Origin of the sequence: Streptomyces sp. IMTB 2501, assembly GCF_001953885.1 — a bacterium.
GTDB lineage: Bacteria > Actinomycetota > Actinomycetes > Streptomycetales > Streptomycetaceae > Streptomyces.
On record NZ_MQUS01000038.1, the window covers coordinates 1 to 26,422 of the forward strand.

General features: G+C 71.7%; 21 protein-coding genes and 4 pseudogenes. 15 read left to right on the top strand and 10 right to left on the bottom strand.

Annotated features, from left to right (window positions below):
- From AV521_RS50175 to AV521_RS40050, 12 genes and pseudogenes are all read left to right on the top strand, one after another.
- Nucleotides 1-286: pseudogene (locus AV521_RS50175) on the top strand (hypothetical protein); the annotation flags it as partial.
- Nucleotides 287-654: 368 nt separating this feature from the next.
- Nucleotides 655-1,182 carry a hypothetical protein gene (locus tag AV521_RS40000; protein ID WP_076096085.1) on the top strand — a complete coding sequence of 176 codons (528 nt, stop codon included), beginning with the start codon at nucleotides 655-657 and terminating at the stop codon, nucleotides 1,180-1,182.
- A gap of 398 nt (nucleotides 1,183-1,580) precedes the next feature.
- Nucleotides 1,581-3,710 (top strand): hypothetical protein, encoded by a 2,130-nt coding sequence (locus AV521_RS40005; protein ID WP_076096087.1) that lies wholly within the window; start codon nucleotides 1,581-1,583, stop codon nucleotides 3,708-3,710.
- Between the two features lie 114 nt (nucleotides 3,711-3,824).
- Nucleotides 3,825-5,321: a GT4 family glycosyltransferase PelF gene (pelF, locus tag AV521_RS40010; protein ID WP_076096089.1), complete on the top strand. Its 1,497-nt coding sequence runs from the start codon at nucleotides 3,825-3,827 to the stop codon at nucleotides 5,319-5,321.
- A complete protein-coding gene (locus AV521_RS40015) occupies nucleotides 5,318-6,688 on the top strand; it encodes a hypothetical protein (protein WP_076096091.1) in 1,371 nt (456 codons plus the stop codon). Before pelF ends, AV521_RS40015 begins: the two co-directional genes overlap by 4 nt.
- Before the next feature lie 30 nt (nucleotides 6,689-6,718).
- The gene (locus AV521_RS40020; RefSeq protein WP_076096093.1) at nucleotides 6,719-7,720 is read left to right on the top strand and encodes a GDP-mannose 4,6-dehydratase; all 1,002 of its coding nucleotides are present in this window, start codon (nucleotides 6,719-6,721) and stop codon (nucleotides 7,718-7,720) included.
- Nucleotides 7,721-7,759: 39 nt separating this feature from the next.
- Nucleotides 7,760-8,473 carry a sugar phosphate nucleotidyltransferase gene (locus AV521_RS40025; RefSeq protein ID WP_076096095.1) on the top strand — a complete coding sequence of 238 codons (714 nt, stop codon included), beginning with the start codon at nucleotides 7,760-7,762 and terminating at the stop codon, nucleotides 8,471-8,473.
- Nucleotides 8,474-8,480: 7 nt separating this feature from the next.
- Entirely contained in the window at nucleotides 8,481-9,380 is a 900-nt protein-coding gene (locus AV521_RS40030) for an NAD(P)-dependent oxidoreductase (RefSeq protein WP_076096097.1), read from the top strand.
- On the top strand, nucleotides 9,377-10,039 hold the full coding sequence (locus AV521_RS40035) for a spherulation-specific family 4 protein (protein WP_076096198.1): 663 nt from the start codon (nucleotides 9,377-9,379) through the stop codon (nucleotides 10,037-10,039). The genes AV521_RS40030 and AV521_RS40035 overlap by 4 nt, the downstream gene beginning before the upstream one ends.
- Nucleotides 10,040-10,103: 64 nt before the next feature.
- Nucleotides 10,104-10,760: a 1,4-alpha-glucan branching protein gene (locus tag AV521_RS40040; protein ID WP_076096099.1), complete on the top strand. Its 657-nt coding sequence runs from the start codon at nucleotides 10,104-10,106 to the stop codon at nucleotides 10,758-10,760.
- 261 nt (nucleotides 10,761-11,021) lie between these two features.
- Nucleotides 11,022-12,878 carry a M1 family aminopeptidase gene (locus tag AV521_RS40045; RefSeq protein ID WP_076096101.1) on the top strand — a complete coding sequence of 619 codons (1,857 nt, stop codon included), beginning with the start codon at nucleotides 11,022-11,024 and terminating at the stop codon, nucleotides 12,876-12,878.
- A gap of 156 nt (nucleotides 12,879-13,034) precedes the next feature.
- The gene (locus AV521_RS40050) at nucleotides 13,035-13,871 is read left to right on the top strand and encodes a lysozyme (protein WP_076096103.1); all 837 of its coding nucleotides are present in this window, start codon (nucleotides 13,035-13,037) and stop codon (nucleotides 13,869-13,871) included.
- A 21-nt stretch (nucleotides 13,872-13,892) separates the two neighbouring features.
- Here the strand turns inward: AV521_RS40050 and AV521_RS40055 are convergent, their stop codons facing one another.
- Both AV521_RS40055 and AV521_RS40060 read right to left on the bottom strand, forming a co-directional pair.
- Nucleotides 13,893-14,321 carry a DUF6234 family protein gene (locus tag AV521_RS40055; protein ID WP_076096104.1) on the bottom strand — a complete coding sequence of 143 codons (429 nt, stop codon included), beginning with the start codon at nucleotides 14,319-14,321 and terminating at the stop codon, nucleotides 13,893-13,895.
- A 137-nt stretch (nucleotides 14,322-14,458) separates the two neighbouring features.
- Nucleotides 14,459-15,718: an MFS transporter gene (locus AV521_RS40060; protein WP_076096106.1), complete on the bottom strand. Its 1,260-nt coding sequence runs from the start codon at nucleotides 15,716-15,718 to the stop codon at nucleotides 14,459-14,461.
- A gap of 204 nt (nucleotides 15,719-15,922) precedes the next feature.
- Here AV521_RS40060 and AV521_RS40065 point away from each other — a divergent pair, with 204 nt between their 5' ends.
- A complete protein-coding gene (locus AV521_RS40065; protein WP_076096201.1) occupies nucleotides 15,923-16,924 on the top strand; it encodes a LacI family DNA-binding transcriptional regulator in 1,002 nt (333 codons plus the stop codon).
- Between the two features lie 28 nt (nucleotides 16,925-16,952).
- Here the strand turns inward: AV521_RS40065 and AV521_RS40070 are convergent, their stop codons facing one another.
- Entirely contained in the window at nucleotides 16,953-17,888 is a 936-nt protein-coding gene (locus AV521_RS40070; RefSeq protein ID WP_076096109.1) for an alpha/beta hydrolase, read from the bottom strand.
- A gap of 165 nt (nucleotides 17,889-18,053) precedes the next feature.
- Here AV521_RS40070 and AV521_RS40075 point away from each other — a divergent pair.
- Nucleotides 18,054-18,371, top strand: a pseudogene (locus tag AV521_RS40075) (membrane-associated oxidoreductase); the annotation flags it as partial.
- Nucleotides 18,372-18,423: 52 nt separating this feature from the next.
- Here AV521_RS40075 and AV521_RS48890 read toward each other — a convergent pair.
- From AV521_RS48890 to AV521_RS52420, 7 genes and pseudogenes are all read right to left on the bottom strand, one after another.
- Nucleotides 18,424-18,684 (bottom strand): hypothetical protein, encoded by a 261-nt coding sequence (locus AV521_RS48890; RefSeq protein ID WP_143658732.1) that lies wholly within the window; start codon nucleotides 18,682-18,684, stop codon nucleotides 18,424-18,426.
- A gap of 69 nt (nucleotides 18,685-18,753) precedes the next feature.
- Entirely contained in the window at nucleotides 18,754-19,866 is a 1,113-nt protein-coding gene (locus AV521_RS40080) for a glycosyltransferase family 2 protein (RefSeq protein WP_079249641.1), read from the bottom strand.
- Between the two features lie 128 nt (nucleotides 19,867-19,994).
- Nucleotides 19,995-21,347 (bottom strand): hypothetical protein, encoded by a 1,353-nt coding sequence (locus tag AV521_RS40085; RefSeq protein WP_076096111.1) that lies wholly within the window; start codon nucleotides 21,345-21,347, stop codon nucleotides 19,995-19,997.
- Nucleotides 21,348-21,435: 88 nt separating this feature from the next.
- Nucleotides 21,436-23,739, bottom strand: coding sequence for an NHL repeat-containing protein (locus AV521_RS40090; protein WP_256725887.1), 2,304 nt, complete (start codon nucleotides 23,737-23,739; stop codon nucleotides 21,436-21,438).
- A 648-nt stretch (nucleotides 23,740-24,387) separates the two neighbouring features.
- Nucleotides 24,388-25,128, bottom strand: coding sequence for an SDR family NAD(P)-dependent oxidoreductase (locus AV521_RS40115; RefSeq protein ID WP_076096208.1), 741 nt, complete (start codon nucleotides 25,126-25,128; stop codon nucleotides 24,388-24,390).
- A gap of 159 nt (nucleotides 25,129-25,287) precedes the next feature.
- Nucleotides 25,288-25,464 (bottom strand): annotated as a pseudogene (locus AV521_RS51735) (LysE family transporter); the annotation flags it as partial.
- 109 nt (nucleotides 25,465-25,573) lie between these two features.
- A pseudogene (locus AV521_RS52420) lies at nucleotides 25,574-25,939 on the bottom strand (LysE family translocator); the annotation flags it as partial.
- Here AV521_RS52420 and AV521_RS40125 point away from each other — a divergent pair.
- A complete protein-coding gene (locus tag AV521_RS40125) occupies nucleotides 25,890-26,420 on the top strand; it encodes a PadR family transcriptional regulator (RefSeq protein ID WP_076096113.1) in 531 nt (176 codons plus the stop codon). The pseudogene AV521_RS52420 and the gene AV521_RS40125 sit on opposite strands and share 50 nt — an antisense overlap.
- The last annotated feature ends 2 nt before the right edge of the window (nucleotides 26,421-26,422 follow it).

Sequence of the window (26,422 nt, forward strand, 5' to 3'; positions counted from 1 at the left end):
TATGCCGGTGAAGCCGGAGTATCCGCAGCGTCCGGTGAAGCCGGAGTATCCGCAGCAGCCCGTGAAGCCGGAGTATCCGCAGCATCCGGTCAAGCCCGAGTATCCGCAGCGTCCGGTGAAGCCCGTGAAGCCGGAGTATCCGCAGCGTCCGGTGAAGCCCGTGAAGCCGGAGTACCCGCAGCACCCGGTCAAGCCCTCGAAGCCGCATGTGGAGCACCACGAGGAGCACCACGAGGAGCACCACGACGAGCACCACGAGGGTGGCGGGGAGGAGGGCGGCGACTGAAGGAAGCCGGAAGATCCGTGAGAGATGGCCAGGCCGCCCCGTACAGGGCGGCCTGGCCGCGTTACCGTCGCCCGGCCGGAAAACGGCAGTTGGCCGAGAAGTAGCCCCGTACACAATCGGTAGGCCGCGTTCCGCCAAAGGCGAGACGTCTCGTACCCGCCAATACCCCGACCGTCGCACCGCCCGCCCGACGCGCCCGCTCCGGTTCTCCCGGCACCCGCCCGCGGGGTGCGGGGATGCGGCCCGCGAGCCTTCGTCACGTATCCCTCACGGGACCTTCACGATACGAACGCTTTCGGCCGACCCGTGTGCGGATGCTCTCCCGCGGGGCAGACGGCGTGCCGATCGCGTGCCTAGCCTCCCGGGCCATGCGATCACCCCTGATGAGACGTCTCGGTCTCACCGCCGTCCTCGCTTTCGTCCTGGCCGTCTTCGGATTCGCCCCCGGCGCCGGTGCGGCCGAACCCGCGCCGGCCGCCCTGACCTTCGCCACCGACAGCGCCACCACCACCCCCGGTGGCACCGTGAAGCTGTCGATGACGATCACCAACAACAAGACCTACGACGTCTGGTTCGTGTACCAGACCATCGACCCGACCTGGCTGACCACGCAGCGCCCGGACCTGAAGTACAGCTTCACCGGCTGCAGTCTGGCCACCGCCGCCGGTGCCACGCCCTGTACCGGCACCGGCCCGAGCAACCTCGGCGGCAACTATGGCGCCACCATCCCGCCCGGCCAGAGCCGCACCGTCACGCTGACCCTGCGGATCGCCCCCGACTCCGGCTGCAACGGCAACATCGGCTTCTACTCGTACTACTACGCCGAGTTCAGTGACAGCACCAACACCAGCGGCGGGCCTGTCTATACACCCGAGACGCGTGTGCTCTGCACCTGACGGACGCCCCGGTTCCGCGGCCCGGGGGACGGAATCCGGCCTCCCTGCCCAACGTCTCGTCCGGCGCGGACCATCCCTGCCTCGCCCGGCGGACCGTCATGGTCCGCCGGTGCGTCGTACTGCGGCCATGTCCGCGGAACGGATCCGTCCGCCAGTGGCGCCCCCTCGTGCGGGCGACGGGAAAAGTGCCAACCGGGTTGCTCCCATGGGTCGTTGGATACCTGTGATTTTCCGTCAGGTTTCGTAACACCACCACAAAAGCTACACAGGGACATCACCATGTGACGCGACACATGCGTCGACGACCGGCTTCTGAGGGGGATGCCGGCGTCACGCAAGGGGGTGGGTCCGCTCTGCGGAGCCGTGCTCACCCCTGCCCGGGGAGGGGACTTCACCGCATGAAGCGGACCATCCGTACCACCGCGCTGGCCTTGGGGGCGCTGACCACCGCGCTCGGCCTGCAGGCCGGCCCGGCCCAGGCCGACACCACCGCGCCGCGCATCGACCTCAGAGTCCTGGTGGTGAGCGACGGCGGTCCGGCCACCGACGCCATCGCCGCCGAACTCGACGCCGCCGGAACGCCGTACACCAAGGTCGACCTCACCAGCTCCACGCGGCCCACCATCGACGCCGGCTTTCTCGCCGACACCGTCGACGGCCGGCCGCGGGCCAGGTTCCAGGCCGTCGTCCTGCCCAACGACAACCCGTTCGCCGCCGGCAGCGCCGAGATGGCCGCGCTGGCGTCCTACGAGCAGACGTACGCCATCCCACAGGTCGACGCCTACACCTACGCCCGGCCCCAGGCCGGCCTGCAGGTCCCGACCTCCGGCGGCTACTCCGGCAGCATCGACGGTGTACAGGCCCAGGTCACCGACGCCGGCAAGGCGGGACCCTTCGGCTACCTCAAGGGCACGGTGCCGTTCGAGGACAACTCGCCTTCCGTGGGAGAGAGTTACGCCTACCTGTCCACACCCGCTCCCGGCGCCGACTTCACCCCGTACGTCCAGGCCCCCATCCCCGGCAGCTCCCGGCAGGGCTCGCTGGTCGGCGAATACCGGCACGACGGGCGGCGCGAGCTGGTCGTCACCTTCGTCTACAACCAGTACCAGGAACAGTTCCGGCTGCTGTCCCGCGGCATCGTGGAGTGGATGACCGGCGGGGTGCACCTCGGCGCCTCCCGCAACTACTTCGCCGTGCACGTGGACGACGTGTTCGCCGCCGACGACCGCTGGGACACCGTGCTCAACTGCACGCCCGGCGACGTCGACTGCACCAACAGCTCGGTCACGCCCAGCCCGATCCGGATGACCCCGGACGACGTCGACTACGCCACCGCCTGGCAGAACGGCCATCACTTCACCCTCGACCTCCTCTACAACGGCGCGGGCAGCGTCGACCAGCGCGAGGACAACAACGGCGTCGACCAGCTCGCCGACAAGCTCATCGCCGACCGGAACCAGTTCCGCTGGGTCAACCACACCTACACGCACGCCTTCCTCGGCTGCGAGCAGGACACCACGGTCGTGCCCTGGAAGTGCCAGACGAACGCCGACGGCAGCACCAAGTGGGTCGGCCGCGCCACCATCGACTACGAGATCGCCGCCAACCGCGCCTGGGGCCAGGTCGCCGGACTCCCGCTGGATACAAGCGAGTTGGTCACCGGTGAGCACTCCGGACTGCGGATCCTGCCCCAGCAGCCCGACGACAACCCCAACCTGGCGCCCGCGCTCTCCGACAACGGCATCAAGTGGCTTGGCTCGGACAACTCCCGCGACCCCGAGCAGCGCCAGGTCGGACCGGCGGCCACCGTCTCCCGCTACCCGATGAACGTCTTCTACAACGCGGGCAGGGCGAGCGAGGAGACCGACGAGTACAACTGGCTCTACACCAGCCGCGCCCAGGGCGGCAGCGGCATCTGCGAGGACAACCCCGCGACGACCACCTGCCTCGCGGCGCCGCTGGACACCGCCACCGGGTACCAGGACTACATCGTCCCGCTGGAGACCCGTATCGCCCTCGGCCATGTGCTCTCGGGCGACCCCAAGCCGCACTTCATCCACCAGTCCAACCTCGCCGAGGACCGCATCGCCTACCCGGTCCTGAACGGCGTGATCGACGGCTACGACGCCCTGTTCGCGGCCAGCACCCCGCTGGTCAACCTGCGGATGAAGGACATCGGCGCCGAACTGCAGCGCCGCGCCGCCTGGACGAGCGCCGTGCACGCCGGTCAGATCACCGCCTACCGCATCGGCGACACCGTCACCGTGCAGGCGCCGGGCGGCACCTACGTCACCGCGACCCTTCCCGCCGGCACCACCCTCGACGGCAGTGCCTTCGGCACCGCCTACGCGGGCCGGACGTCCGGCTGGACGTCCTCCTCCGGTACGGCGCTCACCTTCACCCTTCCGTCGTCCGCCGCCGCCCCGGCCGTGACCGCGCACACCGGCACGGCGGCCACCGCTCCGGCTCCGCGCACCAAGGTTCCGGCCGGCGTGAGTCGGCAGGTCCCGTACACCCCGAAGAGCTGAACGGCACACCGCACCGGGGGCCGGTCCGGCTTCAGCCGCCCGACCGGCCCCGGGTCCCGGCCGCCCGCAGGGACCCGCACGACCACCCCACACCGAGGCCGTGGAGCCCCATCGATGCACGTTCAGCACGGCGTGCGCCGCCCCGGCGCGGCGCACGTCACCCTGCTCACCGAAGGCACCTACCCGCACAGCCACGGCGGCGTCAGCGTCTGGTGCGACCAACTCGTCCAGGGCATGCCCGACCTCGACTTCGAGATCGTCGCCGTCACCGGCACCGGACTCGAACCCGTCGTATGGGACCTGCCCGCCCATGTCCAGCACGTGCTCTCCGTGCCCATGTGGGGAGCGCCGCCGGAAGGCCGCCCGCCCAGGGGCCGCGCACTGCGCCGGCTCGCCGCCGCCTACGAACGCTTCCTGACCGCCCTGCTCGACCCGGACGCCGAGGACCAGTTCGCCCCCGGGCTGTACGCCCTGGCCGGGGCGGCGGCCGAGGGCACGCTGAGCCCGTTCCTGCGCGGGGACCGGGCCATCGCCGTCCTGGCCGCGATGTGGAACCGCCCCGGTCTCGCCGTCCGCGAGGCCCGGCCCACCCTGCACGACGCGGTCACCGCCACCGCCCTGCTGGAACACGCCCTGCGCCCGCTCTCCGCGCCACCGCCCCGGCACGGCGTGGCCCACGCGGTCAGCGGCGGCGTCGCCGTCCTGCCCGGACTCGCCGGCCTGGCCCGCCATGACGTCCCGCTGCTGCTCACCGAGCACGGCGTCTATCTGCGCGAGCGCTACCTCGGCTACCGCACCGCCCCCTACCGCTGGCCGGTGAAGGCCGTCGTCCTCGGCTTCTTCCGGCTGCTCGCCGAGGAGAGCTACCGCCGGGCCGCCCTGATCACCCCGGGCAACCGCTACAACCGGCTCTGGGAGGAGCAGGGCGGCGCCGACCCGCAGGCCATCCGCACGGTCTACAACGGGGTCGATCCCGCCGCCTTCCCACCGGCCGGCCCCGAACCCGACGTGCCGACCCTCAGCTGGGCGGGCCGGGTGGACCCCATCAAGGACCTGGAGACCCTGATCCGTGCCTTCGCCCTGGTCCGGGCCGAGATACCCGAGGCCCGGCTGCGGCTGTTCGGCGGCACACCGCGCGGCGGAGAGGCCTACCGGGAGCGCTGCGAGGCACTGGCGGCCGAGCTGGGGCACGCGGACGCCGTCACCTTCGAGGGCCGGGTCGAGGACATCAAGGACGCCTACGCGGCCGGAAACGTCGTGATGCTCTCCAGCATCAGCGAAGGCTTCCCGTTCACCCTCATCGAGGCCATGTCCTGCGGCCGGGCCACCGTCTCCACGGACGTCGGCGGCGTACGCGAGGCCGTCGGTGACACCGGGCTCGTCGTCCCGCCGCGCGACCCCGCCGGCATGGCGGCGGCGGCGATCCAGCTCCTGGGCGACCCCGAGCGCCGCAGGACGATGGGGGAGGCGGCCCGGCTGCGCGTGATCGACCAGTTCACCCTGCGCCAGACCATCGACACCTTCCGCTCCATCTACCTCGAACTACCCACGCTGGCAACGCCGTTGACCACGATGTCGCAGCCCGCCGGTGCGGGGAGCCTGGCCGGATGAGCGGACCCATGGCCCTCGAACCGGGCAGCGCCGAACGGGACACCCTCGCCCTGCGGCTCGCCGTCCCGCCCGCCCGCGCCCACGACGACCACGCGCCCGTGCGGAAGGCCGTCAGCCGGCTCGCCGCCGAACTCGCCGACCACATCGGCCCCGCCGTCCACCCCTACGAGGTGGCCGCCCTGCTGGAGGCCCAGGGCCTGACCGCGGACCAGATCGAGGAACGGTACGGCCATCCGGACCTCTTCTCTCTCGCCACCGCCCTCTACGCACAGGTGCCCCGGACCTTCCCGGAACCCGCACCGGCCGCCGACCCCTGGCGCCCCGACCACGTCCGCTCCCTGCTGCGCGGCGTGCTGTTCGCCCTGCCGGGGCTGGCCTACCCGCTCACCGCACCCCTGTGGCGACCGGGTCGGCACGCCGCCGCGCTGATCGTCGCCGGACTGCTCTCCTGGGCGTGGGGCCAGGCCCTCGGCCACCGCGCGCACGTACGGATGGCGACCGGCCGCCACGAGGCGGCCCGCACCCTCCTGACCGGCGCACCGCTGGGCGCCGCGCTCGCCACGGCCGCCGCCGCCCCGTTCGCCGGCAGCGCCCCGGTGATCGCGGCGGCGGCAGCACAGTCGCTGTACCTCGCGGCGGCGGGCGTCCTGCTGGTCCTGGCCCGGGAACGGCTGCTGCTCGCCGCGCTCACCCCGCTGATCGCGGGCGCCGCCGCCCTGCCCTGGCGGGATCCCGGCCCCCCGCTGCGCCTCGCCCTGCCGCTGCTGGCGCTACTGGCTACGCTCGCCGTCACCGCCCACACCCTGCGCGGCGCCCTCGCCGCCCCCGCCGCGGTCGACAGCAGGCGGCCGCCGCTGCCGGCGTCCCTGCCGTACGGCCTGTTCGGGCTGGCGGCGGGCCTGCTCGTACTGCTGGAAGGCAGGCGCGCACCGTACGCAGTGATCGTGCTGACCGTCAGCATGGGCCCCGCCGAATGGCTGCTGTACCGCTACCGGGGCCTGTCCGTCGCCGCTCTGCGCGCCACCGCCACACCCACCGGATTCCGGCTGCGCTCGGCCGCCGTCCTCGGCCTGTGTCTGCTCGGCTACCTCCTCCCGCTGCTGCCCGCCGCCTTCCTCGCCGGCGCCGCACCGGCCTGCCTGCTGCTGCTCGCGGCCACGCTGTGGACCGCACTGCTGCTCCAGGCGTTCGGCGATGCCTGGCCGCCGGCCGTGATCTGTCTGGCCGCGGCGGCCTTCGCCGGCGCGGCCACGCCGCTGCGCCTGCCACCGGGCCCGGTCGCGCTGCCCCTGTCCTGCGGCGCCGCGGCCCTGTGTCTCGTGGCCCGCGCACTCCGGCTGCTCGGCCGGCCCGCCCGGCACGCCTGAATCGACCAACCCATCGGAAGGACCGACCAGTTGACCCCCGCACCGCTCGCTGCCGTCACCGGAGCCGAGGGATTCATCGGCTCCCACCTCACCGAGGCCCTCGTGGCCTGCGGACACCGGGTCAGAGCCATGGCCCAGTACAACTCCTTCTCCTCCTACGGCTGGCTGGAGACCCTCGCCCCGGACGTCCTCGACCACGTGGAGATCGTGCTCGGTGACGTCCGCGACCCCGGCTCGGTCCGCGGACTGCTCGAAGGCGCCGACGTGGCCTACCACTTGGCGGCCCTCATCGCGATCCCGTACTCCTACCAGGCCCCGCACAGCTACGTGGAGACCAACGTCACCGGCACCCTCAACGTCCTGGAAGCCGTACGCGCGCTCGGCACACCCCGCCTCGTGCACACCTCCACCAGCGAGACCTACGGCACCGCACAGACCGTGCCGATCACCGAGGACCACCCCATCAACACCCAGTCCCCGTACGCCGCTTCGAAGGCCGGCGGGGACCGGCTGGCCGACAGCTACCACGCGAGCTTCGGCACCCCGGTGGTAACGCTCAGGCCGTTCAACACCTTCGGCCCGCGTCAGTCGATGCGCGCGGTCATCCCGACCGTCATCGGCCAGGTCGCGGCGGGGGAGCGCACCCTCACCCTGGGCGATCTGCGGCCCACGCGCGACTTCACCTTCGTCAAGGACACCGCGCAGGCGTTCCTCGCGGCCGGCACCGCGCCCGCCGAGCAGGTCGTCGGACGCACCTTCAACGCCGGTACGGGCGGCGAGATCTCGGTCGGTGACCTCGTGGCGCTGATCGGCAAGGTCATGGACACCGCCCTCGACGTCCGCGCGGACCCGGCCCGCATCCGGCCCGCGAACTCCGAGGTGATGCGGCTCGTCGCCGACGCCACCCGGCTGCACCGGGCCACCGGCTGGCAGCCCGCCCACACCCTGGAGCAGGGCCTCGCGCACACCGTGGAGTTCTTCCGCGACCCGGCCAACCTGGCCCGCTACAAGACCGGCATCTACAACATCTGACCCGTCCGGCACGTCACGTCTTCTTCGAAGGAGAAGCCCATGCACGCAGTGATCCTGGCGGGAGGCAAGGGCGTCCGGCTGCGGCCCTACACCACCGCGCTGCCCAAGCCGCTCGTCCCCATCGGTGACCAGCACGCCATCCTGGAGATAGTGCTGCGCCAGTTGTCGGCGGCCGGCTTCACCCGCTGCACCCTCGCGATAGGCCACCTCGGCGAGATCATCCGCGCGTATGTCGGCGACGGCTCCCAGTGGGGCATGGCGGTCGACTACGCCACCGAGGACAGCCCGCTCGGCACCATGGGTCCGCTGCTGGGCCTCAGAGACCGGCTGCCCGAGACGTTCCTCGTGATGAACGGCGACATCCTCACCGACCTCGACTACGCCGACGTGCTGCGCCGCCACCAGGCGTCGGGCGCGCCGCTGACCATCTGCACCTACGCCCGCAAGGTGCACATAGACTTCGGCGTCCTCACCACGGACGCGAGCAAGGTCGTCGCCTTCACCGAGAAGCCCAGCATGGACTACCGGGTCTCCATGGGGGTCTACGGCCTCGACCGCGCCACCCTCGACGGCTACACGCCGGGCCTGCCGCTCGGCTTCGACGAACTCGTCCTCGACCTGCTGAGGGCCCAGAACCCGCCGTACGCCTACGAGTTCGACGGCTACTGGCTGGACATCGGCCGCCCCGACGACTACGACCGGGCCAACGCCGAGTTCACCAGCCGCAAGTCCCTGCTGCTCAAGGGAGCCTGAGGACCGAATGCGCATTCTCGTCCTGGGCGGCACCGGATATCTGGGCCGCCATGTGGCCGCGCGGCTGCGCGCCCTGCCGGGCGCGCGGATCCTCGCCGCGGGCCGTTCCTCCACCGCCGAGTTCGGCGTCGACCTCGCCGCCGATCCGGTCGAGCGGCTCGCGAAGACCCTGGCGGCGGCCGCGCCCGACGCCGTGGTCAACTGCGCGGGCGCGACCGGCGGCGACCCGGTGACGCTGGCCGAGGCCAACGCCCGCGGCCCCGCCGTGCTCTGCGCCGCGCTCCGCGAGGCGGCTCCCACCGCGCGCCTGGTGCACCTGGGCTCGGCCGCAGAGTACGGCCCCGGAGTACCCGGCAACCCGGTCACCGAGTCGGCGCCCGCCTGCCCGGTCACCCTCTACGGCGCGACCAAGCTCGCCGGCACGGTCGCCATCACCACCTCCGCACTGGACGCGGTGGTGCTCCGCGTCGGCAACCCGGTGGGTCCCGGCGCGCCCGTGGCGAGCCTGCCCGGCCGGGTGGCCTCGCTGCTCCGCTCGGCCGGGCGGAACCCCGAGGCGGTCCTGCGGCTCGGGGGCCTGTCCGCGCACCGCGACTTCGTCGACGTACGCGATGTCGCCCAGGCGGTGGCTCTCGCCGTCACGACGCCCGGACATCTGCCTCCCGTTCTCAACATAGGCAGTGGAACGGTCGTGGCCGTGGGGGAGTTGGTGCAAGGACTGGCCCGACGGGCCGGATTCGGCGGGCGGTTGGAGGAGGGCGCGGGCGGCCCGGCGCGCTCCGCCCCGGTGTCGTGGCAGTGCTCGGACATCTCCGCCGCGGCCCGGGCCCTCGGATGGCGGCCGGCCCACACCCTCGACGACGCGCTCACCGCCCTGTGGTCGGCCACGACGGAGACCGTGCCGTGAACCTGCTCATCCCGCTGTATGTGCACCCGGCTGAGGACCCCGGCGCCTGGCACCGGCTGATCGCGGCGGCCGCCCGCACCCACGCGGTCGTCCTCAACCCGGCGAGCGGGCCCGGCACCGCCCCGGACCCCGCGTTCACCGCGGCCGCCCGGGCCCTGCGCAGTGCCGGGGCCCGGCTGCTCGCCTACGTCGACACGGACTACGGCGTCCGGGACCGGGCCGACATCACCGACGACCTGCGCCGGTACCAGGCCTGGTACCGGACCGACGGCTGCTTCCTGGACCGCGTGACCGCCACCCCGCAGGGCCTGCCGGCCTGCCGGCGGCTGGTCCGGGAGATACGGCGGCTGGGCGCGGCCACGGTCGTGCTCAACCCGGGCGTCCACCCGGCGCCTGGGTACGCCCGACTCGCCGACCTGACCGTCACCTTCGAGGGCCACTGGTCCACCTACGTCTCCGCGTTCACCCGGCCCGCCTGGACGGGCCGCCATCCGCCCGACCGGTTCTGCCATCTCGTCTACGGCGTCCCCGAGGTCCTCGTCCCGCTCGCCGTGCGGACCGCGCACGAGCGCGGCGCGGCGGTGTGCGGCCCGGTGACGGGCGAACCGCCCAATCCCTGGGCCGCGTTGACCCCGGCGCTGGCCGAGGCGGTCGGGTGACCTGCGGGAACGGTGTGCGAAGCTGCGGGGGTCAGCAACCGTGCACCGCAGGGGAACCCTCTCCATGGCCATCATCCATCACACCTGGGTCAAGCCCACGAAGCTGGAACTGCTCACCGACTGGCTGCCCACCCGCCCCTGGTACCGCGGGGGGCCCGCAGCCCCGGTGCTGACCAAGTCCGGCGGCTTCCGGCTGGACGACCCCGAGGGCGAGGTCGGCATCGAGATCATGGTGGTCACCGACACCTCCACCCCCGAACCGACCGCCTACCTCGTCCCGTTGACGTACCGAAGTGCCCCGCTGGAGGGCGCCGAGCACGCGCTCGTCGGCGCCATGGAGCACGGCGTGCTCGGCAAGCGCTGGGCCTACGACGGCTGCCACGACCCGGTGCTGGCCGCCGAGCTGCTGTCGCTGATCGAGGGCCGGGCCCGGGCACAGGCCCAGAGCATCGACGACACCCCCGACCACGAGGTGATCCGCTCCTACACCGGTTGCCCCTTCACCCTGGACGGCTTCACCCCCGAGCCGGCCGACGACCGGGAGGGCACCCGCCTGCCCACGCCCGGCGGCACGATCCTCCAGGTGCACCGGGTCCTGCACCCCGTCCCCGAGCACCCCCCGCTGCGCCCCGAGGGGGCGCTCGGCCATGTGGCCCGCGGCTGGCAGGACCCGCGGGGCAACCCGCTGGCGGCTGTCTTCGCGACACTGCGCACAGCCTGACCGCCACCAGCACCCGCAACCCGCGCCGCCTGACCGGCGCCTGAGGCGGCGTGCCTCGCCCAGCGCGTCATCTGGCATGACCTCGACAAATCTGGCACTCTCTCGAAAGTCCGGCAGTCCGCGCCGTCACCCCGTGAGGGCGCGGCGCACCTCTCGGCGCAGCGATCGCGCAAGCCCCGCCCCGGCCGCCCCGGCGTACCCCAGTCGGCCCCACGGCCATCGAGCAGGCCGGGAATCCCGGCCGCCGCAAAGGAGAAGCGTGTGAGATCGACCCCCCACAAGGCCCTCGGCGCCGGTGCCCTCACCGCCGCCACGGTGGCCGCCCTCGTGCTCCCCGGCACGCCCGCCGCTGCCCGCCCGGCCACGGCACCCGCCGCCTGCACCCCGGCGCAGATCGTCGGCAACGGCGGCTTCGAGAGCGGGACATCGCCCTGGTCGACGTCCTCCGCCGGCGTCATCACCAGCCGCTCGGGACAGACCGCCCACGGCGGCAGCTCCTACGCCTGGCTGGACGGAACCGGCCACACCCACACCGACACCCTGAGCCAGCGCGTCACGATCCCGGCCGGGTGCGACTCGGCCACCCTCACCTTCTGGCTGCACATCGACACCGCGGAGACGACCTCGTCCACCGCGTACGACAAGCTCACGGCCAAGATCGGCAGCACCACGCTGGCCACGTACTCGAACCTCGACAAGAACACCGGGTACGTCCGGAAGTCCCTCGACGTGTCGGCGTACGCGGGCCAGACCGTCAGTCTCTCCTTCACCGGTACCGAGGACTCCAGCCTGCAGACGAGCTTCGTGCTCGACGACATCGCCCTCGACACCTCCGGCGGCACCGCACCACCGCCGGACGACACGACCCGCACCCCGGCCGCGCCCTCGTACACCGTGAACCTCAGCAGCGACACCAGCGGCACCGAGTGGACCGGCAACGAGAGCGTGACCTTCACCAACGCCTCCGCCACCGCGCTGAACGAGGTCTATCTGCGGCTGTGGGACAACTACCACGGCACCTGCGACGCGATGCCGATCCGGGTCGGCAACGTCACCGGCGGTACGGCCGAGGCGCCGACCGTCGACTGCACCGCGCTCAAGGTCGACCTGCCGGCCCCGCTCGCCCAGGGCCAGAGCGCCACCATCGGCTTCGACCTCGGCATCACCGTGCCCGACGGCGCCGACCGCTTCGGCCACGACCGTGCCTACAGCTTCATCGGCAACGCCCTGCCGGTCCTCGCCATCCGAGACAGCTCCGGCTGGCATCTGGACCCCTACACCAACAACGGCGAGGCGTTCTATTCCCTGGCCGCCGACTTCAAGGTGACCCTCGACCACCCCAGCGGCCTGCTGGTGCCGGCCACCGGCACCTCCACCGACACCCCCGGCTCCAGCGGCCGTACGGTGACGACGGCGACGGCGTCCAAGGTCCGTGACTTCGCCTGGGCCGCCGGACCCTTCGCCAAGATCTCCGGCACCTCCTCCACCGGTGTCGCGGTGAACGTCTACTCCGTCTCGGGGATCAGCTCCTCCAGCGCCCAGTCCATGCTCGCCACCGCCAAGACCGCCGTGGACGCCCACGCGTCCCGCTTCGGCGCCTATCCCTACGGCGAGCTGGACGCGGTGATCGACGACAACTACTGGTTCGGCGGCATGGAGTATCCCGGCTTCGTCCTGGACGTGGTCAGCACCACCGCCCTCACCCATGAGACCGGCCACCAGTGGTGGTACGGCATCGTCGGCGACGACGAGTACAACAGCCCCTGGCTGGACGAGGCGTTCACCGACTACGCCACCGACCTCGCCCTCGGCAAGACCGGCGCCAACTGCTGGAACAGCGTCTCCTGGGCCGCGGCCGACGAGAAGATCACCAACTCCATGGCCTACTGGGACGCGAACCCCTCCCGCTACTCCACCGTCGTCTACGGCTACGGCAAGTGCGCCCTGCACGACCTGCGCCGCGTCCTCGGTGACACCGCCATGGCCAAGCTGCTGAAGGACTACGCGACCGCCCACTGGTACGGCGTGTCGACCACGGCCGAGTTCAAGGCCGCCGCCCAGGCTGCCACGAGCACCGATCTCACCTCCTTCTGGACCCAGCACCGCATCGACGGCTGACCTGCCCGGCCGGTCGTGGCAGACGCCTCCCGGGCTCTCCCACGGCCGGCCCGTACGCCGTTCGGGGCCACCCATACGGACCAAGCGCCGCCCGGAATGGATCAGTTGGGCGTTGCCCGGAGTGCGGTACCGCCCGACGACGTGTCAGATGGTCTTGTGCGAAGCTCCCTATGCCCCCAGCGCGGCCGCGCACGCCTGGCTCTCACGGGCGTCCTGACCGGCCTTCTCCTCACCCTGTCCATCCCGGTGGCCCAGTCCGCGCCGACCCCGCCCGTACCCCGGCGCGGCAGCGCCTACATGGGGATGGGCGTGCTCGCCCACGACGGTCGCGCCGTCGGGGCCGACACGGCACCCCCCACCCGTGCGAACCAGACCGAAGGCGTCGACGTCGCCAGCCACCAAGCCAGCGTCAGCTGGTCGACATTGTGGGGTGACGCCACCAAGTGGGCGTACACGAAGGCCACCGAGGGGACGTCCTACACCAACCCCTACTTCACCCAGCAGTACGACGGCCCGTACAAGGCGGGCATGCTCCGCGGCGCGTATCACTTCGCGACCCCGGACGCGTCCGGCGGCAGCGCTCAGGCCGACTACTTCCTGTCGCACGGCGGCGGCTGGACCAAGGACGGCAAGACCCTGCCCGGCGTGCTCGACATCGAGTGGAACCCGTACGGCGACACCTGCTACGGCAAGTCCAAGAGCGGCATGGTCGACTGGGTCCGCGACTTCCTGAACCGCTACAAGTCCCGCACCGGCCGCGACGCGGTCATCTACACGGCGACCAGCTGGTGGACCCAGTGCACCGGCAACTACTCCGGTTTCGGCAAGACCAATCCGTTGTGGATCGCCCGCTTCGCCGCGACCGCCGGGACGCTGCCGGCGGGCTGGTCGCTGTACTCGATGTGGCAGTACACCTCGTCCGGCAAGACCGTCGGGGACCACGACCGCTTCAACGGCAACCAGGACCGGCTGAAGGCCCTGGCGACCGGCTGACCGGCCGCAGGGCGGCCCGCTTCAGTCGCAGCGCGACCCGGCCGGTACGGCGTGGCAGGAGTGCCCGCCGTAGCCGGCCGAGCCGTCCTCGTGGGCCTGGCCCAGGGCAGCGGCCGAGACCACGAGGGTGATCACGACGGCCATGACGATCTGGCTGACGACGGTCACGATCGCCCGGGCGCGGGCCGCGACCAGGGCCGCCACCAGGGCGAAGGCGGCGACTCCGGCCGCGGCGGTCAGATAGCCCCACGGCGAGTCGGCCTGCACGGTCCTGGCGGTGTCCAGAGTGACTCCGGACAGAAACCAGATCCCGAAGTCGGCGACCAGCACCGTCAGTTCCAGGAACACCAGGCCGCACCCGGCTCCGATGTCCGCACCGGTGTCGGCGCGGTCGTGCCGCCGGGGGCCGTTGGTGGCGTCGAACGCCGGTGGGGCCACGGGGAGGTTCATGGCCGCCACCCTGCCGGGCCGGCGGGACGGGCGCATGAGTACGAGTACTCAGCTCCCGCCCCGCCGGTCCCCGGACCCCGGTGGCGTGACAACGCACCCATGCACGGCGGCACGGCTGGCAGGGCTGCGCCCCTGGCTCAGCGCACACCGCGGATGGGCAGGATGGCGAGCGCGCCGAGCAGCGACAGCGCCCCGCCGAACAGGAACAGCGGGGTGTAGCCGCCGAGCGCGGTGACCACGGCCGAGGCGACGAACGGCGCCACGATCTGCGGGCCCGCGTTGGCGATGTTCAGCACGCCCAGATCGCGTGCGGCGTCCTCCGTGCGGGGGAGGACGAGCGTGACGACGGCGGTGTCCACAGCCATGAAGCAGCCGAACGCCAGCCCGTTGAGCGCGCTGAAGACGAGCATGCCCGGCCAGGTCGGCGACACCACGGGCACCACCATGACGGCACCCGCCAGCGCCGCCGAGACACCGACGAACACCTTGCGCCGGTTCCAGCGGTCCGACAGCAGGCCGCCGACCAGCGTGGACACGGCCATCGCCGCCATCGACACGGGGGTGAGGACGGCCATCGCATCCGCCGCGCGCAGCCCCTTCGGCAGGGAGATGTGGTCGTCGAGAATGTAGAGCTGATAGCCGACGACCGAGAAGTAGCCCAGCACCATCAGGGCGCGGCCGATGAAGGCCCAGCGGAAGTCACGGCTGCTCAGCGCGGACAGGAAGGCCGCCGCACGTTGGCGCCAGGGCAGCGCCGGTGTCGGCGCTGCGCCCTGCCCGTCGCGCGGAACATCCCGGCACAGCGCAGTCAGCAGGACGGCCGCCGCCGCGGTCAGCAGCCCCAACGCCAGGTATCCCGCGGGAAGACGGCCGGCGGATCTGGAGGCGATGAGGACGCCCAGCGTGCCGCCCGCCGGCAGGGCGAGACCCACCAGGGCGGAGGCCGTGCCACGGCGGGCCGGCGGGATCCGGTCGGGCACGATGGCGGTGACGGCCGCCTGGTAGACGTTCATGGTCGCCTGCACCAGACACCAGGAGATGCCCACCAGCAGGGCCGTGCGGACACTACCCAGGAGGGCGAGACCGGCCAGTGAGGCCAGCGCTCCGCCGAGCACCCAGGGATTGCGGCGCCCCGAACGGTCGGACAGCGCGCCGGCGACCGGATTGCAGGCGGTCGCGAACACGGCGCTGACACCGCCGATCAGGCCCAGCAGCACCACCTTGCGGTGCGCGTCGATCGCCTCGACCTGAGTGGGCAGCAGGACGGACCCGACCCCCATGTACACCGCGTACATCGACGCGTTGGCGACGAGCAGCAGCGTCATCAGCCCCCGCTGCCGGGACTCGGGTACGGCCTTCGCGGCGTCGGGCCTGAGGTTTTCGGTCGGCAGAGGCATGGCGACTCCTGGGAGAAAGGGACGGGGGAGGAAGGAGGAGAGAGGGAGGAGAAGGGAGCCAAGCACGAGCTACTTACACGAGTAACCCAGTGGCGGACCTTGTGTAGCACTTGGCAGCCAGCGATGAACAGAGGCGTGCATCGGCGAGCTGGTGACGCGTGTAACGTGAGAGCTGCGGAAGGGCCCGGCGAGCGGATGGGAATCATGGCGAGGAAAGCGGCCGTGGCCGTCACCAGTGCCGATGTCGCACGGCTGGCCGGCGTCTCGCGGGCCACCGTTTCCTTCGTGCTCAACAACACCCAGGCGCACCGGGTGAGCGAGGCGACCCGTGCGAAGGTCCTCGCCGCCGCGGACACCCTCGGCTATGTGCCGCACGCGGCGGCCCGCTCCCTGCGGGCGGGCCGCAACAACCTGGTGCTGATCCCGGCCGCCGTGTCCGCCATCGGCCGCCTGGTAAGCGGCTGGATCGACGATCTGCACACAGAACTGGAGCGGTACGGCTACACGGCCGTCCTGCACGCCGGCCGGTTCACCGACCCCGGCGCCGCGGCCCGCGCCTGGGCCGAGCTGCGCCCCGGCGCGGTCCTGGCACTGGACGGTGCGAGTCTCGGCGCGGCCGGCGCGGAGGTGTTGCGGCGGGCCGGGGTGCAGGCCCTGATGGCCTTCGCGCGGCAGCCCGTCGAGGGTGTGTACACGGTCGTCTTCGACGACCGGCGCGTGGGCGTGCTCGCGGCCGAACACCTCGTCGCGCGGGGACGGCGGCGCCTCGGTGTCGTCATGCCCCGCGAGCGCGGCCTGTCCGCCTTCGCCGAACCCCGTCTCGCCGGCGCGCGGAGCGTGGCCGCCCGGACGACGGCGACGGTGACCCCGCTGGAGATGGAGTACACGCACGCGTCCGCCGCCGAACTGGTCGGCGGCTGGGCGGAACACGGTCTGGACGGCGTCTTCGCCTACAACGACGAGTACGCGGCGCTGCTGCTGCACGTGCTGCGGGACGCGGGCGTCGATGTTCCCGGCGAGGTCGCCGTCGTAGGCTGCGACGACCTCGTGACGGCGGCCCTGCAGCGGCCCGCGCTCACGACGATCCGGCTGGACGTGCCCTCCGCCGCGCAGGTCGCCGCCGCGCTGCACGACCTGATCGAGACCGGCACCGCCGCGCCGCTGCCGGCGGTCGAGCCCGTCCTCGTCCGCCGCGAGTCCGCCTGACGAACGCCGCGTTCTGCCGTGCCTCCGGTCAGGCAGTCAGGTGCCCCCGCAGGAACTCCACACTGTGGGCGACGATGTCCGGCACCTCGGAGGAGCCGAGGAAGATGTGATCGGCCCCCTCGACGGGCCGCAGCGTGACATCACCGCCCGCGTCCTTCAGTACCCGCGCCAGTGCCTCGCTCTGGCTGTAGGGGACCACCTGGTCCTCGCGGCCGTGGACCAGCAGGAAAGGAGGCGCGCCGCCGTCCGCCGCATAGGTCACGGGGCTGGCGACCCGCGCCCGCTCCCGGCGTTCGCTCTCCGGCCCGCCGAGCAGGGCCTCGAACGGATTCGGGTACGGCGCCCCGTCCGGCAGCGACGGCAGGCGCTGATCGAGGATCGCCTCGATGTCGGACACGCCGTACCAGTCGACGACGGCCCGCACCCCGCTGCCCGCCTCCCGTACGCCCTCCACCCCTTCGAGGCCGCCGCCGTGCGTGTCGGCGCGGACCAGCCCGGCCAGTGCGGCGAGGTGGCCGCCGGCCGACTCGCCCCAGGTGCCGATCCGTTCGGCGTCGATACCGAGGTCCGCTGCGTGGTGCCGTACATACCGGAGGGCGGCCTTCACGTCGTGCAGCTGGGCGGGGAACGGTGCCTCAAGGCTGTGCCGGTAGTCCACGCCGACCAGCGCCAGTCCGGCGCCGAGGACGGCTCCGTGCAGCAGTTCCACCGGCACGGTCGGCGGCGGATAACGCCGGTCGCCCTCCAGCCAGCCGCCGCCGTGAATCCACACGACGGCCGGCACGGGTCCGTCCGCGGGCGGGACGTGGACGTCCAGCAGACGCGGCCGATAGCCGGGCGAGGTGGCGTAGGTCGGCCCGTTGAAGTGGCGTACGCCGTCGATGCCGGTCGTGGCGGGGGAGGGGGTACGGAACGGGGGCGGCGGCCAGCCCGACTCGGACTGGGCGGCTGCGGGTGAGGGCATGGCGGGGCCTTCCGTCGTCGGCCAAGGCGGTGGTCCGACGGCGCGGAGCCGTCGGCGCAGCGCGATGTTACACGTGTAACCATCTGCTGGCGAGGGTCCTGGGTTACGGGTCGCCGACATACGCCTCCGACTCCGGGGGCCGAACCTCAGTGGCTCTGTGCGGAAGGTGACTTCCAGGACGCCACCATCGGCTACGGCTTCCGTCCGCTGCGCGCCTGCGGCTGGCTCCTGTCCCTGGCGGCCGTCGGCTCGATCGCGTACGCCCTGCACCACCCCTGTCCGCTCAAGGCGTCCGAGGCCCCGCGCTTCAACCCGGTCTTCTGCACCCTCGACCTGCTGCTGCCCGTGATCTCCTTCGGCCAGGAGGCAGCCTTCGCGCCGGACGGCTGGTACCAGGCGCTGTCCTACGCCCTCATCATCGTCGGCTGGATCCTGGCCACGACAGTCGTCACCGGCGTGACCAGAAACGTCAGCCGCCAGTGAGCCGGTCCGCCATGTGCGGCGCGGCCACTGCGGTTGGCCGCCCGTCGCCTCGTCAGGGGACCGCGGCCCAGACCACGTCGCCCTGCGGCAGACTCTCGCCGTGGAGGTCCCATCGGGGTGGCTGCGCGGTGGTGAGAGCCTGGACGACGCGGCGCCGGGGTGGCAGAAGCTTGCAGAGGGAAGCCCCCGCCATGACGAGCGTTGTCGCCGCGACCACGGTGGCCAGCGCCTGAAAGCCGGATCCGGGCCGGGCGAGACCCTTCGCCGAGAGCGCGGACGCCCCGCCGACGCCCAGCGCTCCGGCTGGTGGCAATCCTCCGTACACGCGATCTCTGCCCCTCGACGACGGTGCCGAACGATGAACGGTGAGCCACGACGAGGCTCAGGTGGCGCGCCAGTGTTCCTCCCTGCGGCGGGCCATGTCCCACAGGGAACGGATGTAGACGGCGTGCTGGAACACGTCGTAGGCCAGCTCGACGGCGAGCGTGCCGGCCAGCAGCTGGTACTTCCATCCGGCGCCGCGTGCGGTGACCACCTTCTCCGCGACGAAGACGAGGCCGACGGCGATCCAGAAGGGGGTGAACTCCGGCTTTCCCCGGGCCAGCATCCAGCTGGTGAAGACGAGGTAGAGGGCGAGGAAGAGGACGGACAGGCCCATGAAGGCCTGCCGGAGGATGTACGGCGCGGTGACCTTCGTCCAGCCGTAGTCGCGCAGGTTCTCCAGGGCGCCGCGCTGCCAGCGCAGCCGCTGGTGCCAGAGCTTCGGCAGGCTGGTCATGACCTCGGTGACGACCCCGCAGCCGGGCGGGGAGAGGGTGCGGTAGCCCAAAGTCCTTACGGCTTTGGTGATTTCGTCGTCCTCGGTGAGGGAGGCCAGGGAGTAGTAGGAGGTACCGCCACCGATGAGTCCGTCGAGGCGGGCCTGTCTCACTTCGCGCAGGGTCGCGACGCGAAAGAGGGTCGCGGTGCCAGTGAGCACATCGGCCCGGAACTCCCGCCGGGCTATTTCGCGGGCGTAACGGTGGAATTCGATGCGCTGCAGCGCGCCGAGCAGGCCGCCGCCCTTCTCGCCGTAGAAGATGCCGCCGACGGCTCCGACGGTGCCGTCCAGGGCGGCGACGGCGCTGGCGAGGAAGGACGGCTGGAGCATGGTGTCGGCGTCCTGGACGAGGACCATGTCGGTGTCGTCGAGGTGGGCCATGAGCCGGCCGAGGGCCTGGTTGAGGGCGCCGGCCTTCTTGTGCCGGTTGTCCCGCGATTCGATGACGGTGGCCCCGTTGGCCCGGGCGATCTCCACGGTGTCGTCCGTGCAGTTGTCGGCCACGACCACGACCCGGTGCGGCGGTTGCTCCTGGCGGTACAGCGCCGCGATGGAGGCGGCGATGCGCTCGGCCTCGTCGTGGGCGGGGATCAGGGCGAGGATGTGGGGGACCGCGGCCGGCCGGTCGTGGCGGACTCGGGGGGCGGGGCGTCGTCCTGGGCGAGGCCATCGCATGCGGATGCTCCTGGGGCGGTGTGGTCCGGGTACGCGGGGCGTCTGGTCCGGGTACGTGGGACGGTGTGGTCCGGGTACGCGGGGGGAGCGGGGTGCCGCGCCGGGCGCGCGGCACCCCGTCGCCCGGGTCAGCTACCGGGGCGGATCTCGATGGTGTCCTGTGCGGTGGCGAAGGCCGGTTCGCCCAGCTGGATGCCGACTTGGGCCCGTCCGGCCGGGGCCGTCGCCTCGACCTCCATCGCCGGGTAGACCGACACCCAGGCGTCCCTTCCGGGACCGCTCGGCACCAGGTCCAGCGGCACGGCCGGGCAGGTGAGGGTGCGGTGGTCGGCCGACAGCACGCCCAGGGCGACGACCTCGTGGTCCTCGTTCTCCCAGCGGGTGAACGCCACCCGGTCCTCGGTGAACCGCAGCCCCTCGGGGGCGGTGAAGACCGCCTTGACGGTGCCGATGGTGCGCTGGCCGGTGTTGCGGATGACGAACGCCGGATAGATCCAGCGGTCCTGGCCTGCGGTCGCCCTCAGTGTCTGCGTCTTGATGGTGGCTCGCAGCCCTGTGTCGATGCTGCTCGGCGCCTTGTACCGGTAATAGACGCTGCCGAGTTGGAAGGCGTCCTCCGGCTTGGCCTCGTCCCAGCGCAGACTGCTGCGAGAGCCGTCGGGGTTGACGGACTGCGGCCAGACCAGGAAGCGGTAGTAGCCCGGTTTGTCACCCAGCTGCCGAAGGTCGATCGCGGGCAGGGTGACCTTGCGGCCGGTGCCGCTGTCCTTGTGCCCTTCGGCCTTCTGCAGTTGGGGAGTCGGGGTGTAGTGGGAGGGCGTGCCGTCCTCGTGCACGAGCTGGTAGTAGACGTGGTCGCTGTTGTTGCTCGGCACCCCCTGCTCCCCCTGGCGCAGGTTGACCAGGTCGATGATGAACTTGTCCCCGGGGATACGGCCGCTGTCCGCGACATGGCCGAAACCGGCCTGGCTGTTGGGCGCGCCACCCCAGTTGTTGTCGTAGGGCAGCCGGACGAAGGGCCGGCCGACCATCTCCGGGTCGCTCTGCTGCCAGGCGCCCGCGAGCACTTCGATCTCCGGGTTCGCGGTGCGGACGTCCCCGTTGTCGAGGGTGACATCGACACGGATCCGGTACTTGCGGCTGTACGCGGGCCGGGGATCGGCGTCGACGTTGAGGTCGCCGCGCAGGGTGAAGGTGATGAGGTCGGCGTCGTCGAGGAAGGTGAGGTCGATGACCTCGTACTCCTGGTCGATGCCGCCCCGGCCGCGCTTGACCTCGGCCGCAGCGAGGTCCGCCTGCCCGTTGCCCGTGTACGAGTACTTGACCTCCTTGATCTTCACCCCCATGGGGACGCGGATACGGCCGTCGTAGCGGAACTCGCTGTCCCAGACGGCGAACCGGTTGGCGTGACCCAGGGTCCGGATGCCGGTGCCCTCGGGGTCGAGCGGCGTGGAGTCCTGGGGAGCTGCGGGAGTGGTCATGAGTGATGTCTCCGCTTCCTGCCGGGAGTGGGTGGACTGGCGATGCGGCGCGGGGGTCACCGTCGCCGGGGCGACCCCCGCGCTTGTGCTACGGCGACTCGATGAGGATCGAGGCCTGGCCCGCGGCGAAGGGCGGGTTGCCGACCTGCAGGGTCACGCTGACCGTGCCGGGGGTCGCGAAGGAGTCGGCCTCCATCTCCGGGTAGAGCAGGACCCACTTGCCGGGGGCGATGTCCAGTCGCGCCTGACGGCAGGTGAGTTGGCGGCCGTCGGCCGACCGCTGGGCCGCGTTGACGACCTCCTGACCGGTGTCCTCGTGCCACAGCACCAGCCGGTCCTCCGTGAACCGCATGCCGTCCGGAGCGGTCAGGACGATCTGCTGGGTGCCGATGGCCCGTTGGCCGGTGTTGGTGATCTGGAGGACCGCCGGGTACACCCACTGGTCGCCCGGCCGTACGCGCGCGTTCTGCTGTCGCGTCTGCGCGACCCGGGCGGTGAGGTCCGATCCGGCGCCGGTGATCCGGCCGGAGATCTGGACCGGGGCGAGGCGTCCGATGCTCGCCGAGCCGTTGTGGTAGTGGCCGGGCAGGGCGTCCGTCCGGGCCTGTACCGGAATGGTGTAGATGAGTGAACCGGTGTCGCTGGTGGTGGTGTTGAGGTGCGGGTTCGCCTTGATGATCAGGGTCTGCCCGGAGTCCTCGATGGTGTGGTCGAGACTGCCGGTGATGATGCCGTGGATGGTGTCGGGGTACGCGTACGTGGGCTGACCCCTGAAGGTGAAGCCCTCCGGCGCGGTGAAGCGCTGGACGATGTTCCCCGGGTTCACCGGTTGGCCGGTGCCGGAGGTGAACTTCATGGTGAAGACGGCCGGCTGCCCGGGGGCGGCGGTGGGGATCGTGTCCTGGATGACGGTGAGGGCGCTCTCGTCACCGATCGGTGCGGGTACGACGATGGTCACGGGCAGACGCTCGACGTTGTCCTTGAGATTGAGGTCGCCGCTGTACTGGATCTCCAGCGTGGACTGGTAGACGCCCGGAGGCGTGTCGTCGGGGGCGCTGACGCGGAAGACGCCGTCCAGGGAGCCCTGGTGGGGCAGCAACTGCTGACCGGTGAAGGTGCGGCTGAGCCGCCGGTCGCCGTTGCCCGGGCCGCCCACCAGACCGTCGGCGAGGCTGAGCACGACGGTCACGAACCGCCCGTCGACCGGGCTGGGCCCCCGGCTCTTCACCCGGACGCCGAGGTCGAACGCCTGGCCGCGCTGGACCGCGTGCGGAGAGACGCTCTCGCCGTACAGATCCGCGGGGGGCGGGAGCGGAGGCGTCATGTCGGCGACGGCCGTCACACCGCGGACCCGGTGGTTGTGGTGATCGGCGATGTACAGGTTTCCCGCGGCGTCCAGTGCGACCCCGACAGGGCTGTAGAGCCGGGTGGAGACGGCCGGCCCGCCGTCGTCGACGTAGCCCGCGATCCCGTTGCCCGCGACGGTGGTGATGATGCCGTTGGTGGACACCCTGCGCACGCGGTGGTTGTCGCAGTCGGCGATGTACAGGTTTTCCGCGGCGTCCAGTGCCACGTCGTGAGGATGATAGAGGCTGGTGGCGGTGGCGGGCCCGCCGTCGGAGACGTAGGCGGCGGTGCCGTTGCCCGCGACGGTGGTGATGATGCCGTTGCGGGACACCTTGCGGACCCGGTGGTTGACGCAGTCGGCGATATACAGGTTCCCCTCGCGATCCACGGCTACCCCTGACGGGTGGTAGAGCCGGGTGGCGATGGCCGGTCCGCCGTCGGAGACGTAGCCGGCGGTGCCGTTGCCCGCGACGGTGGTGATGATCCCGCTGGGAGAAACCTTGCGGACGCGATGGTTGTTCCACTCGCTGAAGTACAGGTTCCCCTCGCGGTCCACTGCGATGCCATGGGGGTAGTTGAGCCGGGTGGCGATGGCCGGTCCGCCGTCGGAGATGTATCCCGCTTCGCCGTTACCGGCCACGGTGGTGATGATGCCGGTGGGGGTCACCTTGCGGATCCGGTGATTGCCGCCGTCGGCGATGTAGACGTTTCCGGCGTCGTCGACGGCCACGTCGATGGGGTCGTTGAGCCTGGTCGCGACGGCGGGCCCGCCGTCGGAGATGTATCCCGCCCGGCCGTCGCCGGCGATGGTGGTGATGATCCCGTCGGGGGTCACCTTGCGGATCCGGTGATTGCCGCGGTCGGCGATGTAGAGATTGCCCCGCTTGTCGACGGCGAGGCCCAGGGGGAAGCAGAGCCTGGTCAGCGGTGCGGGGCCGCCGTCTGAGAGATACCCGGCGGCACCGGTGCCCGCGACCGTGGCGATGGCGCCGTCGGGTAAGCCGATGGGCTGTGGTCCGGTGCCGGTGCTTAATTCGCCTGCCATCAGTGTTTCTCCCGTCTGCGGGCACGGCACATCGGGCGCGGGTGTGCCGCGCCGATGAGGGTGGTTGGGGTGATCCGGAGCAATCCGGAGCCTAGTCGCTGCACTCCGGTGACCTTCCATGCTTTTTCCGGACAAGCCGTCCAAGGCGGGAATCGTGGCCTTGTGCCGTACAACGGTTGCTCGCCGAATCTCTGGCCCCCGGTCCGCGCCGGGCCCTGTGCGCCCGTGGCGCTCCGCATGTGTCAGAGGCCCAGACCGGTGGAATGGTGGCCGTCCGCCCTGCCCGGCCGGTGCGAAAGCAGCACTCCGGCGCATCGGAATGCGCCGAGGGCGGAGGGGTGTCGGCTGATGGGCCGTCCTGCCCGATGTCCGGAATCGGTTTCGCCCGGTCCATGCCAGCCGCATTCGCGGAGGGGGACAACCGGGCAGCGCTCACCGGGACTTCCGGAAGCGCATGTGCGGGCCGATGCCGCCGGTATCCCGCATCACACCAGGCCGCCACGAACAGACAGGCGGTGGGCCACCGGCCGGGCGCCGCCGCACTCGCTCCGCTCGGACGAAGTGGGTGAGACGACGCGGATCAGATGACGCGGGCCGGGGTCGCGGGTCGGATGGCGCGAGCCGGGGTCGCGGGGCGGATCGCTCAGGTCAGACGACGTGCCGTCCGCCGTCCACCGTCAGCACATCGCCGGTCGTGTATGCCGCCCGGGTCAGATAGGCCACGGCCTCGGCGACGTCCTGCGGCGAACCGACGCTCCGCAGCGGTGTGTTGGCAGTGATCCATGCGTGGGAGTCGGCCCACACCTCCTCGGCCTCGTCGTACCAGGGCGTCTCGATGAGGCCCGGGGCGACCGCGTTCACCCGGATCTCCGGGCCGAGTTGAGTGGCGAGCAGCCGGGTCAGGTGGTTGAGGGCGGCCTTGCTCACGGCGTACGGGATGGAGCTGCCGAGGGCGCGGGTGGCCGAGACCGAGGAGATGTTGACGATCGCGGCGGACTCCGACTTCCTGAGGTACGGGACGGCGGCCGTGGTCAGCTGCCAGACGCCGAACACATTGACGTCGAAGATGTCCCGCCAGGCGTCCGCGTCGGCCGCGTCCAGGTCGTCGAGCGGGATGAAGCGGGTGGTGCCGGCGTTGTTGACCAGGACGTCGAGCCGGCCGTACGCCTCGATCGCGGCCGCCACGATCCGCCTGGCGTCCGCCGGGTCGGCGACATCGCCCCGCACATAGACGGCGTCGGGCAACTCGTCCGCGAGGGCCTTGCCCGCGGCCGTGCTCCGCGCCGAGTTCACGACGATCCGCATCCCGTCCGCCGCCAGCCGCCGGGCCACCGCCGAGCCGATCCCGGACGACGATCCGGTGACCAGTGCCACGCGACTGCCGCTCATGTCCCACCCCGTTGTCGTCGGTGCCGTGTTGAAGCGCAGGCAGCGTAACTTATCGTTATGTGGAATGTGAATTTCGTATAGCGGAAGAGATGTCGACCTCAGGGCTCGCCAGGCCGGTCGTCGTAGTACGCCGCCCGCGCGCCCGGCGAGCCGGACCAGTGGCAGGTACCAGAGGAGGCCGACCGCCACCCAGATCACCGCGAAGGCGAGCAGTGCCGGCAGGACCGGGGCTCCCCGCGGTACGAACTGCGGCAGGAAAGAGACGGCGAACACGCCCGCCTTGGGATTGGCGAAGTTGGTGACCAGCCCCTGCCCGTACGCCCGCCGCAGCGACACCTCGGCCGTCTCGGCCGGCTCCTCGTCCGCCCCGCGGATACGCCTGGCCTGCCACGGCGCGCGCTCCCATCCACGCCAGCACCGCCGCGCCCGTCAACCGTGTGACGTCGTAGGCGAACCGCGAGGCGAGCAGCAGGGCCGAGAGGCCGAAGGGGGTGGCGAGTCCCCACAGCAGGACGCCGCACTCGTTCCCGAGGACGGTGGCCAGGCCGGTTCTCCGGCCGTTCAGCACCGCCCTGCGCAGGATGACGACGGTGCTCGGTCCCGGCACCATGGCGATCAGAAAGGCCGCGCCGATGAACGCGACGAAGGAAGTCGGCATCGAGGCGGCATCGCCAAGCGGGTGGGGCGGCACAAGAAGCCGTACGGGGCCGGGTGTTCGGCGGGGCGGCCGAGCGCGGGTCGTTTCAGGGTACGGTCGGCCCATGGCTGACGCTCGGCTGACCACCTCCTCCTTCCTCGTCCTCGGCATCATCGACAAGCTCGGCGAAGCCAGCGCCTACGACGTCAAGGTGGAGGCGGGCCGCACGGTCGCCCCGTTCTGGTCGGTCCCGCACGCGCAGGTGTACGCGCAGTGCGACCGGCTGCTCGCCGCCGGTCTGCTCGCCCAGGTACGGCAGGAGAGCGGGCGGGGCCGCCGGGTGCTGGCACTGACCGACCGGGGCCGGCGAGCGTTGCGCGACTGGCTCGCCGACCCCGGGTTCGTCCCGGTCGAGGCACGCGAACGCGGCATCCTGAAGCTCTGGTTCGGCGCCCGCCCGGACGAGATCGCCCCCGTCCAGCTCGCCGAACACCGGCGCACCTTGGACACGTACGAGGAACTGGCCGACAGCGTCGGCGAGTTGCTCACCCCCGGTCAGCGGGAGGCGCTGGAGTTCGGTATCCGCTACGAGCGCATGATGGCCGACTTCTGGGACTGGGTGGGGCGCCGGGACGAACGCACTCCGGACCGTTGACC

What these genes read in the sequence shown, in the direction of transcription:
- AV521_RS40000 (WP_076096085.1), top strand. Translation starts at nt 655, where the DNA reads ATGCGATCACCCCTGATGAGACGTCTCGGTCTCACCGCCGTCCTCGCT.
- AV521_RS40005 (WP_076096087.1), top strand. Translation starts at nt 1,581, where the DNA reads ATGAAGCGGACCATCCGTACCACCGCGCTGGCCTTGGGGGCGCTGACC.
- pelF (WP_076096089.1), top strand. Translation starts at nt 3,825, where the DNA reads ATGCACGTTCAGCACGGCGTGCGCCGCCCCGGCGCGGCGCACGTCACC.
- AV521_RS40015 (WP_076096091.1), top strand. Translation starts at nt 5,318, where the DNA reads ATGAGCGGACCCATGGCCCTCGAACCGGGCAGCGCCGAACGGGACACC.
- AV521_RS40025 (WP_076096095.1), top strand. Translation starts at nt 7,760, where the DNA reads ATGCACGCAGTGATCCTGGCGGGAGGCAAGGGCGTCCGGCTGCGGCCC.
- AV521_RS40030 (WP_076096097.1), top strand. Translation starts at nt 8,481, where the DNA reads ATGCGCATTCTCGTCCTGGGCGGCACCGGATATCTGGGCCGCCATGTG.
- AV521_RS40040 (WP_076096099.1), top strand. Translation starts at nt 10,104, where the DNA reads ATGGCCATCATCCATCACACCTGGGTCAAGCCCACGAAGCTGGAACTG.
- AV521_RS40055 (WP_076096104.1), bottom strand. Translation starts at nt 14,321, where the DNA reads ATGAACCTCCCCGTGGCCCCACCGGCGTTCGACGCCACCAACGGCCCC.
- AV521_RS40060 (WP_076096106.1), bottom strand. Translation starts at nt 15,718, where the DNA reads ATGCCTCTGCCGACCGAAAACCTCAGGCCCGACGCCGCGAAGGCCGTA.
- AV521_RS40065 (WP_076096201.1), top strand. Translation starts at nt 15,923, where the DNA reads ATGGCGAGGAAAGCGGCCGTGGCCGTCACCAGTGCCGATGTCGCACGG.
- AV521_RS40070 (WP_076096109.1), bottom strand. Translation starts at nt 17,888, where the DNA reads ATGCCCTCACCCGCAGCCGCCCAGTCCGAGTCGGGCTGGCCGCCGCCC.
- AV521_RS40080 (WP_079249641.1), bottom strand. Translation starts at nt 19,866, where the DNA reads ATGCGATGGCCTCGCCCAGGACGACGCCCCGCCCCCCGAGTCCGCCAC.
- AV521_RS40085 (WP_076096111.1), bottom strand. Translation starts at nt 21,347, where the DNA reads ATGACCACTCCCGCAGCTCCCCAGGACTCCACGCCGCTCGACCCCGAG.
- AV521_RS40090 (WP_256725887.1), bottom strand. Translation starts at nt 23,739, where the DNA reads ATGGCAGGCGAATTAAGCACCGGCACCGGACCACAGCCCATCGGCTTA.
- AV521_RS40115 (WP_076096208.1), bottom strand. Translation starts at nt 25,128, where the DNA reads ATGAGCGGCAGTCGCGTGGCACTGGTCACCGGATCGTCGTCCGGGATC.
- AV521_RS40125 (WP_076096113.1), top strand. Translation starts at nt 25,890, where the DNA reads ATGGCTGACGCTCGGCTGACCACCTCCTCCTTCCTCGTCCTCGGCATC.